The organism is Ameyamaea chiangmaiensis (assembly GCF_013376175.1).
GTDB classification, from domain to species: Bacteria; Pseudomonadota; Alphaproteobacteria; order Acetobacterales; family Acetobacteraceae; genus Ameyamaea; species Ameyamaea chiangmaiensis.
In genome coordinates, this window is the sequence record NZ_JABXXR010000055.1 from 1 (window position 1) to 17,089 (window position 17,089).

Here is a 17,089-nt window from a genome sequence, read left to right on the forward strand (position 1 = left end):
GCCCCCGTGCTGGGCCACGGCGGCGGCGTCCTTGCGGTCCAGGGCGTGCAAAAGCGCGCGGCGCGTGGCATCGTCGAGCGGCTGGTCGGCCAGAAGGGCGGGGACCAGAGGCGGCATGGTCAGGTCGAAGGAGACCCGCCCGGTGCCCAGCCGTTCCAGCGCCTCGGCCGCGACGGCGACGATCTCGGCGTCGGCCTCGGGGCTGTCGGGGCCGATCAGCTCGATCCCCGCCTGTGAAATCTGGCGGGCACTCTCGCGGCCCGACCCTGTGACCAGAACGCACGGCCCGGCATAAGACAGGCGGAGCGGGCGCGGCGCGTCGGCCAGACGGGTGGAGGCGATGCGGGCGATCTGTGGCGTGCTGTCCGGACGGACGGCCATCATCCGGCGCGTGTCGGGGTCCATCAGGCGAAAGGCCTGCTCGGCCAGCGCCGCGCCCGACCCGCTGAGCAGTCCGGCCTCGAACTCCATCAACGGCGGTCGCACGCGTTCGTAGCCATGGGTGCCGAACACCGCCATCAGGGCTTCGATTCCGTCGGCCTCGGCCTCGGCCTGCGGCGGCAGAAGGTCGACGAACCCGGCGGGCAGCAGCGCGGGATTGAGGGGGGCATCGTCCATCATCGAAGCCCTCATAGCATCGGACGCGTCGGGCGTCATGCCGCAGCCGCCGTGTAACGGGCGCGCACCGTGGCATGCGCCCAGTCGAGCCACGGCAGCAGCGCGGCGATGTCGGCCTGTTCCACCGTGGCGCCGCCCCAGAGGCGCAGGCCCGCCGGTGCGTCGCGATAGCTGGCGATATCGAGGGCGACGCCTTCCTGCTCCAGCAAGGTTGCGATGGCCTTGGCGGCCTTCGCCTGCGCGGACGGGTCGAGGGCGATGAACCAGTCCGCGCCGATCGTCAGGCAGATCGACGTGCAGGAGCGCAGGGCCGGATCGGTCGCCAGAAACCGGGCCCAGTCCGAGGTTTCCACCCAGTCTTCGATCGTGCGCAGGTTCGCCGCACTGCGGGCGGCGAGGCCGCGCACGCCGCCTTCACGTTCGGCCCAGCGCAGGCTGTCCAGCGCGTCCTCGACGCACAGCATCGACGGCGTGTTGATGGTGTCGCCGCGGAAAATGCCCTCGATCAGGCCCTTGGCGGCGGTGAGGCGGAAGATCTTGGGCAGCGGACGTGGCGCCCCCTGTTCGAGACGCGCCACGGCACGGGGCGAGAGGGCGAGCATGCCATGCGCCGCCTCGCCGCCCAGCGCTTTCTGCCAGGACCATGTCACGACATCGAGTTTTTCCCACGGCAGGTCCATGACGAACGCCGCCGACGTCGCATCGCAGATCACCAGTCCGTCACGGTCGGCGGGGATGAAATCGCCGTCCGGAATCCGCACGCCCGAGGTGGTGCCGTTCCAGGTCAGGACCACATCCCGGCTGAAATCCAGCGCGCCGAGATCGGGCAACGCGCCATAAGGGGCCGTCAGCACGCGCACGTCGTCCACGGCCAGAACGTCGGTCAGGTCCTGCGCCCAGGTGGCGGAAAAGCTTTCGAACGACAGAACGTCGATCCCGCGCGTGCCTGCCAGCGCCCACAACACCATTTCCACCGCGCCGGTGTCGGACGCCGGGACGATGCCCAGTCGCCAGCCGTCCGGCATGCCCAGCAGCGCCGCCGACCGGTCGATCACCTCGGCCAGCTTCGCGCGTCCTTCGGGGGAGCGGTGCGACCGGCCCAGCAGGGCGCCGGACAGGGCATCGAGGCTCCAGCCCGGGCGTTTGGCACAGGGTCCGGACGAGAAATGGGCGCACGCGGGGCGCAGTGTCGGACGAGGGGGCAGGGCGGCGATGGTCATGGAAACGGGGTTCCGCGCAGGAAGAAGGGCGCGCGCGGTGGCGGCACGCCGGGCGCGGTCACCGGGGAGCGCCGCGCTCTGGCCACGAGTGGGCGCGACGGGCGCGCCGGCGGATTGGTACGAGAGAGGGGATTCGAACCCCTATGCCTTGCGGCGGTCGATTTTGAGTCGACTACGTCTACCGTTCCGTCACTCTCGCTCCGGCGCTTTCCCTACCAGCAATCGCGCGTCGGCAAAAGAGGGAAACCGGCCGTCGCACGCGGCCCGCACGGGCTCTCAGAGCCCCAGCATCAGGCGGATGTTCTGCAGCGCGGCACCCGACGCGCCCTTGCCCAGATTGTCCAGGCGCGCGGTCAGGACGGCCTGGCGGTGCTCGTCATTGCCATGCACGCGCAGTTCCATGGTGTCCTGCCCGGCCAGGGTTTCGGCGACCAGAGCCGCGTCGGCCGGAGCGACCGAGACGGTGGGGCTGCCGTCGTACCGGCGGCGCAGCGTATCGAGCAGATCGCCCGCGCGCACAGTCCCGCGCAGATCGGCCAGATGCAACGGGATCGAGACGATCATCCCCTGGCGGAAGTGCCCGACCGAGGGGACGAACAGCGGCCGGCGCGACAGGCGCGCATGCAGTTCGATCTCGGGCACGTGCTTGTGTTCCAGCCCCAGCCCGTACAGTTCGAACGCGGGGCCGCCGTGGTGTTCATGCGCCTCGATCATGGTGCGGCCGCCGCCGCTGTAGCCGCTGACCGCATTGATCGAGACGGCATGGTCGGTGTCCATCACCCCGGCCTCGATCAACGGCCGTAAAAGTGCGATGGCCCCGGTGGGGTAACAGCCGGGGTTGGACACGTTGGGGGCCGTGGCGATCAGATCGGCCTGACCGGGTGTCATCTCTGCAAAGCCGTAGACCCAGTCGGACGCGACGCGAAAGGCCGTGCTGGCGTCCAGTAGCCGGGGGCGGGTGCTGCCCATCTCGTCGGCCATGGCGGCGGCCTCGCGCGATGCGGCATCGGGCAGGCAGAGCACGACCAGATCGGCCTGCGCCATCATGGCGCGCCGTGCCGACGGGTCCTTGCGGGCCGCAGGATCGATCGACAACAGTTCGACCGGCAGGCTCGTCAGGCGCTCGCGGATGCCCAGCCCGGTGGTGCCGGCTTCGCCGTCGATGAAGATGCGCGCTCTGGCAATGGGCGATGTCATGGCAGTGTCCTGCGTGTCGAAAAGGGCACCGACGATAGGCGCAATCGCACATCCGCGCCAGTTCCGTCGCGCGCCGCTGCCCCTTAACGGGGGCGTCGGCGCGGGATAGGATCGTGCGATGACTGTCGCCAAAGCCCGCAAGGTTCCCGCCATGACCCGTGCCCAGGCCCGTGCGTTCATCACGCATCTGGCCGAGGCCAATCCCGACGCGCGCAGTGAGTTGACCTACACCGACCCCTACACGCTGCTGGTCGCGGTCGTCCTGTCGGCGCAGGCGACCGACGCATCGGTCAACAAGGCCACCGTCGGGCTGTTCCGCGATGCCCCCGACCCGGCCGCGATGGTGGCGCTGGGGGTGGACGGGGTCGCGCGCCATATCCGCACGATCGGGCTGTGGCGGGCGAAGGCGGCCAATGTGGTGGCCTTGTCCGCACAGCTTCTGGTGCGGCACGACGGGCGGGTGCCCGACACGCGCGAGGCGCTGGAGGCGCTGCCGGGGGTCGGGCGCAAGACGGCCAATGTCGTGCTCAACGTCGCGTTCGACCAGAGCACGATGGCGGTCGACACGCACATCTTCCGGATCGGCAATCGCACCGGTCTGGCCCCGGGCAGCACGACACGGCAGGTGGAGGACGGGCTGGTGCGGCGCATTCCCGCCGACATGCTGCGCCCGGCGCACCACTGGCTGATCCTGCATGGCCGCTACGTCTGCAAGGCCCGTTCGCCCGAGTGCTGGCGTTGCGCCGGGCGGGAGGAATGTCGCTTCCCCGACAAACGCGCGTCGCCGGCCTAGCGTACGTCACGCAACTGTGTCGGCGCGTCCTGCAACGCAGTGCGGGGTCCGGATGTTCCGGGCATGACGGGGTTGCCCTGACGACACGGCATCCGGCCCGTCAGAGGAGGTCACTATGGCTTCGTATGCTCTCAATCACCCGACGCAACACAATGCACGCAACACCATTCTTGGCGGTGTCGTGATCGTCGCCGGCTTTCTGGCGATCATGGTGCTGGCGTGCGCGTTCATGCCGACGATACCGCTACCCAATTACTGATATTTCGTGCGCGGCATTGACGTCGTCGAGCGTGCCCGACGGCGTCAATGGTTCGGTAGCGATCTGTAAAATGTGGGGTGGTCTGGAAGATTTTTATTCAAATAAGAACATCGCCGAGTATTTTCCCTATACCGCCCGACAGTGCCCCATTTAGGTGTTAAAAACGTAATATTTTTACAACAACAAATAGAAATAGATAAGTATAAATAAATAAAATATGTGTTGCTGTAGACCAAGAATCATCTTTCCGTGATTTTTGTGCTTTCAATTGTGTCATAATGACGGTAGGTTGCGTTCTCACGTCATTACACAAGGTCCTGACGAACACCGAGGCTCTCGCGCGTCCAACGTGCACCGATTATCGTTTGGATCGGTCCAGTTGCGAGAGTCCGATAGTAGTGACGCGATCCCCGACCGCGCCTGCATGCCGCAGGCGCGTGCCGTGTCGAACCGCAGGTTCATCACGCGCATCCCTTCATGATGATTTTGGCGCGCGACGTGCGGTCGCGGGCCAAACGCAGCTTGCATCGATGCTTCGTCCCCGGTTCGAAGCCCCTCACGCCGTATGTTGGCTGCCTGATCAAGAGGACTTATTCTTCTGATGCAGACAGATTCCCCTGTGCCATCCTCTCCGCTTCTGGACAGGATGGGTATTCCCCGCTCCCTTCTCTGGGGCTTTGTCGGCCTGTTGCTGTTCATGGTCGGCGACGGCGTCGAGGCGGGCTATCTGGCACCGTATCTGGAACACCACGGCGTCTCCACGCGCAACGTGGCGCTTCTGTTCACGGTGTATGGCGTGGCCGTTTCGCTCTCGTCCTGGCTGTCAGGTCCGCTGTCGGACCTGTGGGGCCCCAAGCGTGTCATGTGGATCGGCCTTGCGATCTGGGGCGTGTTCGAGGTCGTGTTCCTCGTCTGCGGTATTCAGACCGGCAGCTATTCCATGATGCTCGCGGCCTATACGCTGCGCGGCTTGGGGTATCCTCTGTTCGCCTACAGCTTTCTGGTCTGGATCGCCGCCGCGACCCCCCCGCGCCAGCTCAGCTCGGCGGCGGGCTGGTTCTGGTTCGCGTTCTCCGGGGGGCTGCCGACGCTGGGCTCGCTGTTCGCCAGTGCCAGCATTCCGCTGATCGGTGAAGTCGCGACCTTCTGGTCGTCGCTGGGTCTGGTCATGGTCGGTGGCTGCATCGCCCTGCTGATGACGCACGAGCCCAACGGCACCCGCGTGCTCAAAAAGCCCGATCAGAGCGTAAGCTCGGTGTTCTTCAGCTCCATCACCATCCTGTGGCGCGAGCCCCGGACAGCGGTCGCGATGATCGTGCGTGTTGTCGACACATCGTCGGAATATGCGTTCCTCGTGATCATGCCGTCGTTCTTCGTGTCGGTCGTGGGCTTCTCGCTGTCGCAGTGGCTTGTTCTGCTGTCGATCGTGTTCTGCAGCAACATCGCCTTCAACCTGGTGTCGGGCCTTCTAGCGGACCGTCTCGGCCATCGGCAGGTCGTGGCGATCGGCGGGTGCCTTGGTGGGGCGGTGGCCATTCCGCTGTTCTACTATCTGCCGCTGCACTTCCACGGGAACTTCCTTGTGGCCGCCCTCGCCGGGGCCTTTTACGGTGCTACCGTTGCTGCCTTCGTGCCGTTGTCCGGTCTTGTGCCGCAGATCTGCCCGAACGAGAAAGCGGCCGCCCTGTCCGCTCTGGCCCTCGGGGCTGGCGCCAGCACTTGGGTCGGACCAGCCATCGTGACGTGGTTCCAGCCAACCTATGGGATCGAAGGGGTGATCTGGATCTTCTCCGGGATCTATGCGGCGTCCGCGTTGTTGACGATGCTGCTGAACATTCCCGAGCACGCCAAGGCGCATCACCGTCGCCAGGAGCGCCGGGAGCGCGAGATGAACCGCCGTCAGGCCGGTTCGATGGAAGGTCAGCCGATCTGACCACCGTCGCGTCGCGATCGTGACGCAGGCGCGGCTTCGACCCGTCGAAGCCGCGCCTTTTTCCATCGCGCATCCGTCCCCTGTGTGTCCGGACGCCCGGCCATCATCCAAAGCGCGGGGACGTTACTTTGATCTCTTCCGGAACCGTCTAACTTGCGGTTTCACAAGAGCAAACGGGAAGAGATACGCCAGCGATGGCCAAAGATGCCCCGTCACCACGGCTCACCCGCCGAAGCGCATGGATGAGTCTGGGCATGGCGGGTGCCATTCCCTTTGTCGGCGAGGCGCGTGGCGCCACGAAGCCGCCTCCCGATACAGGCAACGGCGCGGCGGCTGTCGCCCCGCCCGTTTGAGCGGCCCGTCATTCCCGTGGCCGAGCGGGCGGGTGACGGCCAGCCGCGCCCTACATGCCTGATCCGTCTCGACGGCACGCAGGCCACGTTGCTGCTGATTGCGCGAACGGATGGGCTTCCGGAAATCGCCTACTGGGGCAAGAGATTGCTTGATACGCTTGACGCGTCGGCCGTATTTGCCGCCCGAGACACCCAACAATGGCCCGGACCAGTGGCGCCCCTCCATTACGCTTGTGGACACGGTCGGCGGCTGGAACTTCGACATGCTCGGGCTTCTCGCCTGCCGTCCGGACGGCACGAACTGGAAGGCCGACTTCACCGTCACCGGCATACATCAGACGGGCGGCACGGTGACGGTCGACGCCCGCGACCCGGTCTGCGCGCTGGGCGTGTGCCTGACGCTGTCGCGGTGGGACGAGGATGTCCTGACGGCGGCCTGGTGGTCGAGAGCCGGCGCAATCGTGCCCACGACCATTTTCCAGCGCTGGCCGCGACGACCGACGCCACGGCGGCGAACGCGGGCGAGGCATGGGCCTTTCTTCTGGGCTGGAGCGGCAGCCATCGTCTCGCGGCCGAACGCATGGAGGATGGCCGCTTTCGCGTCTCCCTCGGCGAGTGGCTCTATCCCGGCGAGATGCGGTTGCGCCCGGGTGAGACTTATGCGGCGGCCCCCGCGTACGCCGTTTTCTCCCGGGGTGGCACGGCGGGCATCGCGCGGCCGGAGGTCTCCGACTGGCTGTTCGCGACGATCAGCAAACAGGTGGACGACTGGCGGATCGACTACATCAAGTGAGATTTCAACCGCGATCTTCTCGATGCGTCCGGCAGTCGCGGTCGCCCGGCCTATCGCGTGCAGGTGGTGGCGCTCTATGCCTTGTGGGACCGGCTGGACGCCGCGCACCCGGCGCTGGAGATCGAAAGTTGCGGGCCGCGCCGACTGGGGCGCCATCGCCCATACGCAGCGTGTGTGGACCTCGGACAACACCGCCGCCGTCGACCGGCTGTGCATACAGGGGCAGGCCTGGCATGTCCTGTCGCCTGAGGTCACCGGCTGTCACATTTCCGCCAGTCTGAACTGGCTCGACAAACGTGAGACATCGCTCGACTTCCGGGCGGCCATCGTCCTGTTTGGTCATCTGGGTCTCGAGCTCGACCCGCTGCATCTCGACGCGGGGGAGCGCGACCAGTTGCGGCAATGGGTCGCGCTGCACAAACGCCTGCGGCCGGTGCTGCACGCGGGCGTGGCCCTGTTCGGCGAGGATAGCGCCACGCGGGTGAACAGGGGCGTCACGCGCCATGACGGCGGCACGGGAATCTATCTCGTCGCCCAGCGGGACTGGCCGTCCGTGCGTCTTCCGGCCCCGGCCTGTCTGCCGGGACTGGCGCCAAAGACCCGGTATCGCGTCACGGTGCCCGCGCCGCAGCATATCCAGACCCGGCGGCCTTCCGCCGTGCAGGAGACATTACTGCGGGAGGGGCTTGTGATGGACGGGGCAATCCTGTCGGAGGTCGGCGTGTTCCTGCCGCAGATGCCGCCGCAATCGGCACTCGTTCCGGAGTGTCAGGCGCTTTGGCGCGACATGGGGAACGATGATGCGGGGATATGAGGAGCTGGAGCGGGTGAAGGGAATCGAACCCTCGTATGCAGCTTGGGAAGCTGCCGTTCTACCATTGAACTACACCCGCTCGGGCCTGTCGCCCTTATGACCCATCGCGCCGCGCGTTGCAATCCGCGTGCGCGGGGTGCCGCGCGTGCGGGCGGCCGAGTTGACGATTGCCAGACGGTGCGGCAATAACCGGACTGTCGTGTGTGTCCGGATAGAAACGGGCGGCGCGACCCTCGCGATTTGATCGGCCGGCTTGCGGCGAGGTGAAAGAAATGCGCTAAAGAGGCTCTGGCCCGGCGGCATGACGCCGGTGTTCACGAACTTCCACGGCCGGGCGAGTCCCCTCGCCGGGGTCGGTTCCGCCAGCAGGCGTCGACCGTCCTCGCACAGGGGCGATCTGCTTCGGGACGACCATCATGACCGACACCCCTTCCTCCTGGCGCGCGGCCACCCGCATGGTGCATGCCGGCAGCGAACGCACGCCCTACGGCGAGACCAGCGAGGCCCTCTTCCTGACGTCCGGCTTCGTCTACGACAGTGCCGAGCAGGCCGAGGGTACGTTCACCGGCGACATCGAACACTATCAGTACAGCCGCTTCGGCAACCCGACGGTCGCGGCCCTCGAACGGCGCCTGGCCGATCTCGAAGGGGCCGAGGCCTGTATCACGACGGCCACCGGCATGGGGGCCGTGTCCAGCGCCCTTCTGTCGCACGTCAGGACCGGGGAGCGGGTTGTCGCCTCCCGCGCGCTGTTCGGGTCGAACTACTGGATCATCGCCAACCTGCTGCCCCGCTACGGGATCGAGACGGTGTTCGTCGATGGCGGCGACCTTGCCGCGTGGCGCGAGGCGCTGGCTGTGCCGACGGCGGCGGTTCTGCTGGAAAGCCCGTCGAACCCGATGCTCGATGTGCTCGATATCCGTGCGATCGTCGAGGCGGCGCACAAGGCAGGCGCCATCGTGATCGTCGACAACGTGTTCGCCACCCCCGTGTTCCAGAAGCCGCTCGAACTCGGCGCGGACGTGGTGGTCTACTCCTGCACCAAGCACATCGACGGACAGGGCCGCGTGCTGGGCGGTGCCGTGCTGGGCCGCAAGGACTGGATCAGCGAGACTCTTCAGCCCTTTACCCGCAACACCGGTAATGCCCTGTCGCCGTTCAACGCGTGGGTGATGCTCAAGGGGCTTGAGACGCTGGCCATCCGCGTCGACGCCATGACCCGCAATGCCGCCACGGTGGCCGATTTTCTGGCCGGGGCCGCGGGCGTGGTGCAGGTGCGCTATCCCGGCCGCGCCGACCATCCGCACCGCGACCTCATTGTCACGCAGATGACCGGCGGCGGCACGCTGGTCGCCTTCACCGTCGAAGGCGGCAAGGAGGGCGCCTTCCGGGTGATGAACGCGCTGCGCCTGATCGCGATCTCGAACAATCTGGGCGACAGCCGCTCGCTGGTCACCCATCCCGCGACGACGACGCATATGAAGATCGCACCCGAAGAGCGGGCGCATCTGGGCATCAGCGACGGCACGATCCGCCTGTCGGTCGGTCTGGAGGATGCCGCCGACCTGATCGAAGATCTGCGGCGCGGGCTGGCGGCGCTCGCCCCGGTCTGAGGGCAGTGGCCATCGGTCGCGCTTGCCCGCGGCCGGTGGCTTGGCTAAACCACGCTCTCTGCCGCCCCGGTCCGGGCGCGGCTGCCTGCCCCTTTCAACGGGATCCGGGAGACGCGCCATGTCCAAAGACCGACCGCCGCCGCGCATGCTGCACGACCCGGAAGCGGCCCTTGCCGAAGCCATGGCCGACGCCCCGACGTTCGAGAGCACGACGGCCGACGTGCTGGTGCGGGTAAAGACATTCTGGCTCGACGACCAGTCGCAGCCCGAGGACCGGCACTACGCGTGGGCCTACCATATCCGTATCGAGAACCGACGGCCCGAGACGGTGCAACTCCGCGCGCGAAGCTGGGAGATCATCGACGCGCATGGCCGTGTCGAGCATGTGCATGGCGACGGCGTGGTCGGCGAGCAGCCCGTTCTGGCCGAGGGCGAGTCGTTCGAGTACACCTCCGGGGCTTCGTTGCAGACGCCCACCGGTTTCATGCGCGGCGCCTATCACATGGTGGTGGTGGCCAATGGCGCCGCGTTCGACGTGCGCATCCCGTGCTTCAGTCTCGACAGTCCGCACCACTCGCGCCTTGTCCACTGACCGTGTTTTTCCAGCCCGAACGGACCCGAAATCGATGAGCAGCCAGAGCGACTCCCTCCCGCGTCCGACGCGCGCCGAAGCCGAGGAGGCCGTGCGCACGCTGCTGCGCTGGGGCGGGGAAGACCCGACCCGCGAAGGCCTGCTGGATACCCCGTCCCGCGTGGTCAAATCCTATGAGGATTTCTACAGCGGCTATCGCGACGACCCGCGCGAGATCCTGTCGCGCACCTTTTCCGAGGTCGACGATTACGACGAGATCGTGCTGCTGCGCGACATCCGGTTCGAGAGCCACTGCGAGCACCACATGGTGCCGATCATCGGACGGGCGCACGTGGCCTACCTGCCGCGTAGTCGCGTCGTCGGCATCTCCAAGCTCGCCCGTGTGGTCGAGGCCTATGCCCGCCGCTTCCAGATCCAGGAGCGCCTGACCGCGCAGATCGCCAACACGATCGACGAGATCCTCCAGCCGCACGGAACCGCCGTGATCCTCGAGGCCGGTCATCAGTGTATGACCACGCGCGGCGTGCATCGCCCCGGCGTCTCGATGGTGACCAGCCGCATGCTGGGGGTCTTCCGCGACAATTCCGACACGCGCCGGGAACTGATGGCGATGCTCAACCGCCCGCAGCTCAGCGAGTTCTGACGCCCGGGCCCGGTGCCTACAGCGTCAGACGCAGGGCCCGCGCCGTGCGGAGCGACAGGGCCATGATCGTCAGGGCCGGATTGGCCGCGGCGGCGCTCGGGAAGACCGAGTGATCGCAGATCCACAGATTATCGATATCGAAGCTGCGCCCGAACGGGTCGACCACGGCATTTCGGGGATCGGTGCCCATGCGGCAGGTGCCGATCATGTGGGCGGCGCGCTCGGCGACCCAGATGTCGTGCGCGCCCGCCGCCGCCCATAGCCGCGTCAGCAGACGGGCGGCGTGGTCGTGCATCGCGCGCTCGTTCGGACCGTTATTATGAAAGATCCGGGGCTTGGGCATGCCGGACGCATCCGCCTCGCAGGACAGCTCCACGCGGTTGGACTCGCTCGGCAGGCCCTCGCCGTTGATCCCGACCCCGGCGGAAAAGTTGTAGCGACGCAGCGCCCGAACCAGCGACTCTCCCCACAGGCCGCGACTGCGGGCCACCAGATTGGCCCATGTCGCGGGCATCATGCCCAGGGACTGGATCAGGTAGCCGCCGGCGAAATCCGCATCGGCCGGGCGCATCATGTCCTCGGAAATGATCGCGGAGGGGTAGCCGCGGTTAGGGCGGATTTCCTCGTCGAAACTACCCCAGACCTGGGTCGCCACATGAGTCATGTAATTGCGCCCGACCTGGCCCGAACCATTGGCCAGACCCGTGTGCAGCAGCAGCCGGGGAGTTTCGACCGCCCCTGCGCTCAGTACCACGGCACGGCACGGCAGCCGTCGGTCTACGCCCTGTTCACGGTACAGCACGGCGCTGATGCGTCCCGTGCCGTCGCGCTCCAGCCCGTTGACCATGCAGCCCGAACGGATGTCCGCCCCGGCGGCGCGGGCCAGCGGCAGCCATGTGTTGACGGGGCCGGACTTTGCGTCGTTCCGGCAACCCTGATGACAGGCGCCGCACCCGACACAGCCCAGGCGACGCCCGTAGTGCGGTTGCTCGCGCGTCTGCGTGATCACCGCCGCCGGGGCGTCGGTGCAGGTCAGGCCGATGGCCGATGCCGCCCGCACCATGATCTCGGCCGGGGCATTCCGTGCCGCGGGGGCATAGGCATACCGGCGTTCCGGGTCCCACGGGTAGGTCGCGGGGCCCGATACGCCGATCGTCTCCTCCACCTGCACCACCCAGGGCTCCAGCTCGGCCGCGCCGAACGGCCAGTCGCAGCCTTGGCCCGTCTCGTTGAACAGATGGAAATCGCGCGCGTCCATTCTGGGCATGAACGCGCCATAGTGCAGCATGGAGCCGCCCACGCCGGTGCCGCTGTTGTTGCCGCCGAAGGCCTGTGGGTTTTCTCCGGCCGACAGACGTTCGTCGCGCCAGTACAGCTCCGCCGCCGTGGCTTCGTCGGGCGTGAAGGTATCGGGGCGAAAAACCGGGCCGGCCTCCAGCGCCACGACGTGCAGACCGGCCGCCGCCAGTTCGGCCAGCAGCGGCGCGCCGCCCGCGCCTGTGCCCACGACCACCACGTCGGCCCGGTCCTCAGGCCGTCGATCCCTGACGGCCGTCATGCGACATGCCCCGGCAGAGCGGCCGGCGCGGGCGGTTCCCATGGTGCGTGGTGACCGGCGCGAAGTTCCTCGAAGCCCTGCATCGGCGCGTCCCCGCCGTTCAGGGCACTGTCGATCCCCAGCCGCGCCATGACGGCGGGATGGGACACGAAGGCCTGTGCGGCGTCGGCGCGCAGATCGAGGCACCACAGACGCATCTGAGCAGCCGACAGGGTGGCGTCCCCCTCCGCGGGGGTGACGGTCAGCGTTCCGGCATCCGCACGGCGCAGCAGGTCGTCCTGTCCGGCGCGGTCCAGCAGGATGAAGGGCAGGGCAGCCCGTTCGCGCGCGGCGCGGTCGAGGGTGCGCAGCGCTGCGGCGTAGGCATCCGCGTCGGGGGGCAGTTCGGCGAAACGCCATCCGTCACCCGGGGTGGACAGACGTTCGTCGATCAGGCGGCCGAGGTCGATTCCGCCGTGCGGCAGAACGTCGGCCTGCGGCAGGACACGGTCGAGGACCGCCCGCAACACGGCCAGCATCGGCGGGTTCAGGCTGACGGTCGCCTGCGCCGCGTGGCCCCGCGCCCGGTCGAGCAGGATGCTCCGTGTCCGCGCCGAGATATGGTCGCCGTCCATCAGGCTTCGAAAGCCGGGGTCGATTGCGGCGTCGACGGGACGTGGCATCGTCAGGACGGCACGAAGCAGCATGTCGAACGGCGCGCCGTCCGCCTGTGGCACCCACCGCTGACGGCGGAAATGGGGGGCGAGACTGCCGCGTAACCGGCCGTCAGGGTCGGTGCCGATCAACAGGGTCGGCAGGTCGAGCAGGTGACGCGTCGAGGACAGGGCGTCGGGCGCGGGGTCGATCAGGACAAGGGCGTCGAGCCCATGCGCGACCGCGCGGTCGCCGGTCGTCAGGCCGCGAAGAAGACCTGTTGCGGCCTGTCCCGATGCCGCACCGACATGCCACGCGCCCTCGTGCAGGGCGGATGGCGGTTCCAGACCCGCCGCCGGATGCCACGCATAGTTGTCGAGGCAGCGGGCCCAATCGCCCGGGCCAAAGCATGAAAAGCATATCGGGCGGTCATCCCGGGGCCCCGCGCGGCTGTCCGTTGCAACATGCACGTCGATCGTCCCCCGTCCCGGCCCGATCCCGTCACCGGTGCCACCGGGGATAGAACTGTCGGTCGGACGGGCGGTTCCACGCTCATCTCAGGGCGTTACGGATTCCGATGTGGCCTGACGGGCACGAAGACGGGCCACGTTACGGTTGTGGGCGTCCAGCGTATCGGCAAACGCATGGCCGCCGTCACCCATGGCCACGAAATACAGCGCCCCGCCGGAGGCCGGGTGGGCGACCGCTTCCAGTGCCGCGACACCCGGCGCGCAGATCGGGCCGGGCGGCAGGGCGGCGATGACGTACGTGTTGTAGGGGCCGCCTTCGGCCAGATCGGCGTGCGTGAGCGGCCGATCCAGCACGCCCTCGCCCGCGCTCAGGTCATAGACGGTGGTGGGATCGGACTGGAGCTTCATGCCCGACGCCAGCCGGTTGAGAAACACGCGCGCGACGAGCGGCCGCTCCTCGGCCAGAGCGGTCTCCCGCTCGACGATCGAGGCCAGCGTGACCAGATCGGCGGCGGAGGCCAGGGCATGGCCGGGCGCGCGGTGGCGCCAGACCTCGGTCAGGGTCGTGGCCATGGCCGACTGCATGCGCGCGACCAGCTGCGCGCGTGTCATGCCCCATTGATAATCGTAGGTCTGGGGAAGGACGCTACCTTCGGTGATCGGCGGCACGTCGCCTCGCAGGACGGGGGCGGCGGCGATCAGGGCAGCGATCCTGCGCGCGGTCAGGCCCTCGGGTATGGTGATCTGGTGCTGCACGGGATGGCCGTGACGCAGAACCAGAAGCACGTCGGCGATGGAGGCATGGGCGGGGAACGTCAGCTCGGCCGCGTGAAGCTGTCCCTGCCGGCGTGTCAGCGCGACAGCCGCGCGGAAGACCGTCTCGCTCTGTCGTCCGGGCGACAGAACGCCGCCGTCGCGCAGGTGCGCGATCGTGCTGTCGATACCGCCGTGCGGCACGATCACCGCCCGGGCGTCGGTCAGGGGGCCGGGCGCCTCATACTGGTGCCAGCCCCAGAACCCCAGGCCGGACGTGACCAGAACAAGGCACAGCAAGGTGGCAAGGAGGGTGCGCATGGCCATTACACGCTCCGCGGCATGGGCGTCGGACAACGCGGACGCCGGCCGCCCGGATCAGGCGGCCGGGCCGTGATCTCAGACCCGGCGGACGATAAGGCTCGCGTTGGTGCCGCCGAAGCCGAAGCTGTTGGACAGCGCCACATCGACCCGGCGGTCCTGCGCGGTGTGGGCGACGCGGTCGATCACGCTCGCCCGCGAAGGCTCGTCGAGATTGAGGGTGGGGGGCACCACGTTGTCGCGGATCGCCATAAGGCAGAAGATCGCCTCGACCGCACCGGCCGCACCCAGAAGATGGCCGATCGCCGATTTTGTCGACGACATGGCCAGCGTGCGTGCGTCGTCTCCGAACAGGCGCTCGACCGCGTCCAGTTCGAGGTCGTCGGCCATGGTCGATGTGCCGTGGGCATTGACGTAGCCGATGTCGGCCGGCGTCAGACCCGCGTTGCTCAGGGCGCCGCGCATCGCCCGGAACGCGCCCTCGTGCCCTTCGGCGGGCGCCGTGATGTGATGCGCGTCCCCCGACAGGCCGTAGCCGACGATCTCGCCGTAGATCTTCGCGCCGCGTGCCTTGGCGTGCTCGTATTCCTCAAGCACGACGATACCGGCGCCCTCGCCCATGACGAAGCCGTCGCGGTCCTTGTCCCAGGGGCGCGAGGCCTTGCCGGGCGTGGCGTTGAAGCCGGTCGACAGCGCGCGCGCCGAGCTGAACCCGGCGATGCCCAGCGGGCAGACCGCGGCCTCGGCGCCACCGGCGACCATCACGTCGGCATCGCCCAGCATGATCAGGCGTGCGGCGTCGCCGATCGCGTGAACGCCGGTGGCGCACGCCGTGACGGCCGAGTGGTTCGGCCCCTTGAATCCGTATTTGATCGAAACATGGCCCGAAACCAGGTTGATCAGCGCCGACGGGATGAAGAACGGCGACAGGCGCCGGGCCCGTCCTTCATGCACCGTGATCGAGGCGTCGTAGATCGTCTGCAGACCGCCGATGCCCGAGCCGATCATCACGCCGGTGGCGCAGCGATCGTCCTCGGTCTGCGGAACCCATCCGGAATCGGCCACCGCCTCGGCGGCCGCGACCAGGCCGAGATGGATGAAACGATCCATCTTCTTCTGGTCCTTGACCGGAATCCAGTCCGACAGGGTGAGGGCACCGGCCTCTTTGGGGCCTTCAGGGACTTCGCCCGCGACGTGCGCCGGCAGTTCCATGGCGGCCGCGTCGAACGAGGCGATCGTGCCGATGCCGCTCTCGCCCGCGATCAGTCGCGCCCAGACATTCTCGAGACCCAGCCCAAGCGGGCTGACGATGCCAATGCCCGTGACGACAACGCGACGCTGTCCCAGGGCGGATCCGGCGGAATGACTCAAACCAGACTGCTCCACTGCGCGGTGCACGGAAGCGGTCCGCGTCACCCTGTTCTTCGTATCATCGGCCCGGGCCCGCAGGCCCGGGTCCTTCCGGCGCCGTCCGGTCGGGCGCGCGCGGAATGGTCAGAACGTGGCCTCAGGCCGCCTTCTGCTTCTCGATGTAGTCGATGGCGTCCTTGACGGTCGCGATCTTTTCGGCCGCGTCCTCGGGGATTTCGACACTGAAAGCCTCTTCGAACGCCATCACCAGCTCGACCGTGTCGAGACTGTCGGCACCCAGATCGTCGATGAAGGACGCGTCAGGCGTCACCTTGCTTTCCTCGACGCCGAGGTGCTCGACAACGATCTTCTTAACCTTATCAGCGATTTCGCTCATGTGTATCAGCTTCCTGTGTGCCCCGAAAACGGGCGGTTCGAAACTTGTTCGTCCTGTCCGGCCCGGACCGGCCGGAGCCGTTCCCGGACCCAGCCCGTTGTGGGACGAAGCAGCGCGCGATTAGCACGGTTTGCGTGCGCTCGCCAAGGCAAAGCACACGCCAAAGCAAAAAGCGGCGGACTACGGCCGTTTTCAGGCCCTCGTCCGTCCGTCTCAGGGCATCGCCATCCCGCCGTTGACGTTCAGCGTGGCCCCGGTAATCCACGAGGCCTCCTCGGAGGCAAGATAGACGACCGCGCCCGCGATATCGTCCGGCCGGCCCATGCGCCCCAGCGGGATCGCGCCGATCAGTTTCTCGCGCTGCGCCTCGGGCAGGACGTCGGTCATCGGTGTGGCCACGAAGCCCGGCGCCACGACGTTGACCGTCACCCCGCGCGAGCCGACTTCCTGCGCCAGCGACTTGCTCATGCCGATCATGCCGGCCTTCGCGGCGGAATAGTTCGCCTGCCCGGCATTGCCGGTGACACCCACGACCGAGGCGATGCTGATGATGCGGCCGGCGCGTCGGCGCAGCATTCCCTTGAGGGCCGCGCGGCACAGACGGAACGGCGAGGCCAGATCGACCTCAATCACGCGGTTCCAGTCCTCGTCCTTCATGCGGATGGCCAGATTGTCGCGCGTCAGGCCGGCATTGTTGACCAGAATGTCCAGCGGCGCGCCCGCGGCGGCTTCCGCCGACGCCACCAGCGCGTCGGCCGCGCTGGGGTCCGACAGGTCGG

General features: G+C 67.7%; 17 protein-coding genes, 2 tRNA genes and 1 riboswitch. Of the genes, 8 read left to right on the forward strand and 11 right to left on the reverse strand.

Annotated features, from left to right (window positions below):
* The 4 genes from HUK82_RS08650 to argC form a co-directional block, all read right to left on the reverse strand.
* Positions 1-621 (reverse strand): ATP phosphoribosyltransferase regulatory subunit (locus HUK82_RS08650; protein WP_176613589.1); only part of this gene is annotated, 621 nt, incomplete at its 3' end.
* Between the two features lie 32 nt (positions 622-653).
* On the reverse strand, positions 654-1,838 hold the full coding sequence (locus tag HUK82_RS08655) for a phosphoserine transaminase (protein ID WP_176613590.1): 1,185 nt from the start codon (positions 1,836-1,838) through the stop codon (positions 654-656).
* Between the two features lie 115 nt (positions 1,839-1,953).
* Positions 1,954-2,037 (reverse strand) — tRNA-Leu (locus HUK82_RS08660).
* Between the two features lie 77 nt (positions 2,038-2,114).
* Positions 2,115-3,035: an N-acetyl-gamma-glutamyl-phosphate reductase gene (gene argC / locus HUK82_RS08665; RefSeq protein ID WP_176613591.1), complete on the reverse strand. Its 921-nt coding sequence runs from the start codon at positions 3,033-3,035 to the stop codon at positions 2,115-2,117.
* A gap of 118 nt (positions 3,036-3,153) precedes the next feature.
* Between argC and nth the strand changes: the two genes are divergently transcribed.
* From nth to HUK82_RS08690, 5 genes are all read left to right on the forward strand, one after another.
* On the forward strand, positions 3,154-3,828 hold the full coding sequence (gene nth / locus HUK82_RS08670; RefSeq protein WP_246495231.1) for an endonuclease III: 675 nt from the start codon (positions 3,154-3,156) through the stop codon (positions 3,826-3,828).
* Positions 3,829-3,943: 115 nt separating this feature from the next.
* Positions 3,944-4,087, forward strand: coding sequence for a hypothetical protein (locus tag HUK82_RS08675; protein WP_176613592.1), 144 nt, complete (start codon positions 3,944-3,946; stop codon positions 4,085-4,087).
* 598 nt (positions 4,088-4,685) lie between these two features.
* Positions 4,686-6,020, forward strand: coding sequence for an MFS transporter (locus HUK82_RS08680; RefSeq protein WP_176613603.1), 1,335 nt, complete (start codon positions 4,686-4,688; stop codon positions 6,018-6,020).
* A 792-nt stretch (positions 6,021-6,812) separates the two neighbouring features.
* The gene (locus HUK82_RS17590; RefSeq protein ID WP_176613593.1) at positions 6,813-7,166 is read left to right on the forward strand and encodes a glycoside hydrolase family 36 N-terminal domain-containing protein; all 354 of its coding nucleotides are present in this window, start codon (positions 6,813-6,815) and stop codon (positions 7,164-7,166) included.
* A gap of 76 nt (positions 7,167-7,242) precedes the next feature.
* Complete coding sequence (locus tag HUK82_RS08690) at positions 7,243-7,980, forward strand: alpha-galactosidase (RefSeq protein WP_176613594.1); 738 nt, start codon at positions 7,243-7,245, stop codon at positions 7,978-7,980.
* A 5-nt stretch (positions 7,981-7,985) separates the two neighbouring features.
* Here HUK82_RS08690 and HUK82_RS08695 read toward each other — a convergent pair.
* Positions 7,986-8,059: transfer RNA gene (locus tag HUK82_RS08695), tRNA-Gly, on the reverse strand.
* Between the two features lie 143 nt (positions 8,060-8,202).
* A riboswitch (SAM riboswitch) is annotated at positions 8,203-8,282 on the forward strand.
* Between the two features lie 114 nt (positions 8,283-8,396).
* On the opposite strand from HUK82_RS08695, the gene metZ reads away from it, so the two are divergent.
* The 3 genes from metZ to folE all read left to right on the forward strand — a co-directional run bounded on the left by metZ (position 8,397) and on the right by folE (position 10,828).
* The gene (metZ, locus tag HUK82_RS08700; RefSeq protein WP_176613595.1) at positions 8,397-9,593 is read left to right on the forward strand and encodes an O-succinylhomoserine sulfhydrylase; all 1,197 of its coding nucleotides are present in this window, start codon (positions 8,397-8,399) and stop codon (positions 9,591-9,593) included.
* Between the two features lie 118 nt (positions 9,594-9,711).
* Entirely contained in the window at positions 9,712-10,185 is a 474-nt protein-coding gene (gene apaG / locus HUK82_RS08705) for a Co2+/Mg2+ efflux protein ApaG (protein ID WP_176613596.1), read from the forward strand.
* A 34-nt stretch (positions 10,186-10,219) separates the two neighbouring features.
* Positions 10,220-10,828 carry a GTP cyclohydrolase I FolE gene (gene folE, locus HUK82_RS08710; protein ID WP_212647923.1) on the forward strand — a complete coding sequence of 203 codons (609 nt, stop codon included), beginning with the start codon at positions 10,220-10,222 and terminating at the stop codon, positions 10,826-10,828.
* Positions 10,829-10,844: 16 nt separating this feature from the next.
* On the opposite strand, the gene HUK82_RS08715 is transcribed toward folE, so the two are convergent.
* From HUK82_RS08715 to fabG, 6 genes are all read right to left on the reverse strand, one after another.
* Positions 10,845-12,386, reverse strand: coding sequence for a GMC family oxidoreductase (locus HUK82_RS08715; protein WP_176613598.1), 1,542 nt, complete (start codon positions 12,384-12,386; stop codon positions 10,845-10,847).
* Complete coding sequence (locus tag HUK82_RS17595; RefSeq protein WP_176613599.1) at positions 12,383-13,489, reverse strand: gluconate 2-dehydrogenase subunit 3 family protein; 1,107 nt, start codon at positions 13,487-13,489, stop codon at positions 12,383-12,385. The genes HUK82_RS08715 and HUK82_RS17595 overlap by 4 nt, the downstream gene beginning before the upstream one ends.
* 87 nt (positions 13,490-13,576) lie before the next feature.
* On the reverse strand, positions 13,577-14,563 hold the full coding sequence (mltG, locus tag HUK82_RS08725) for an endolytic transglycosylase MltG (RefSeq protein ID WP_176613604.1): 987 nt from the start codon (positions 14,561-14,563) through the stop codon (positions 13,577-13,579).
* 78 nt (positions 14,564-14,641) lie between these two features.
* The gene (gene fabF / locus HUK82_RS08730; RefSeq protein WP_176613600.1) at positions 14,642-15,934 is read right to left on the reverse strand and encodes a beta-ketoacyl-ACP synthase II; all 1,293 of its coding nucleotides are present in this window, start codon (positions 15,932-15,934) and stop codon (positions 14,642-14,644) included.
* A 136-nt stretch (positions 15,935-16,070) separates the two neighbouring features.
* The gene (locus HUK82_RS08735) at positions 16,071-16,310 is read right to left on the reverse strand and encodes an acyl carrier protein (RefSeq protein ID WP_023978090.1); all 240 of its coding nucleotides are present in this window, start codon (positions 16,308-16,310) and stop codon (positions 16,071-16,073) included.
* A 213-nt stretch (positions 16,311-16,523) separates the two neighbouring features.
* A partial coding sequence (gene fabG, locus HUK82_RS08740) for a 3-oxoacyl-ACP reductase FabG (protein ID WP_176613601.1) occupies positions 16,524-17,089 on the reverse strand: 566 nt, incomplete at its 5' end.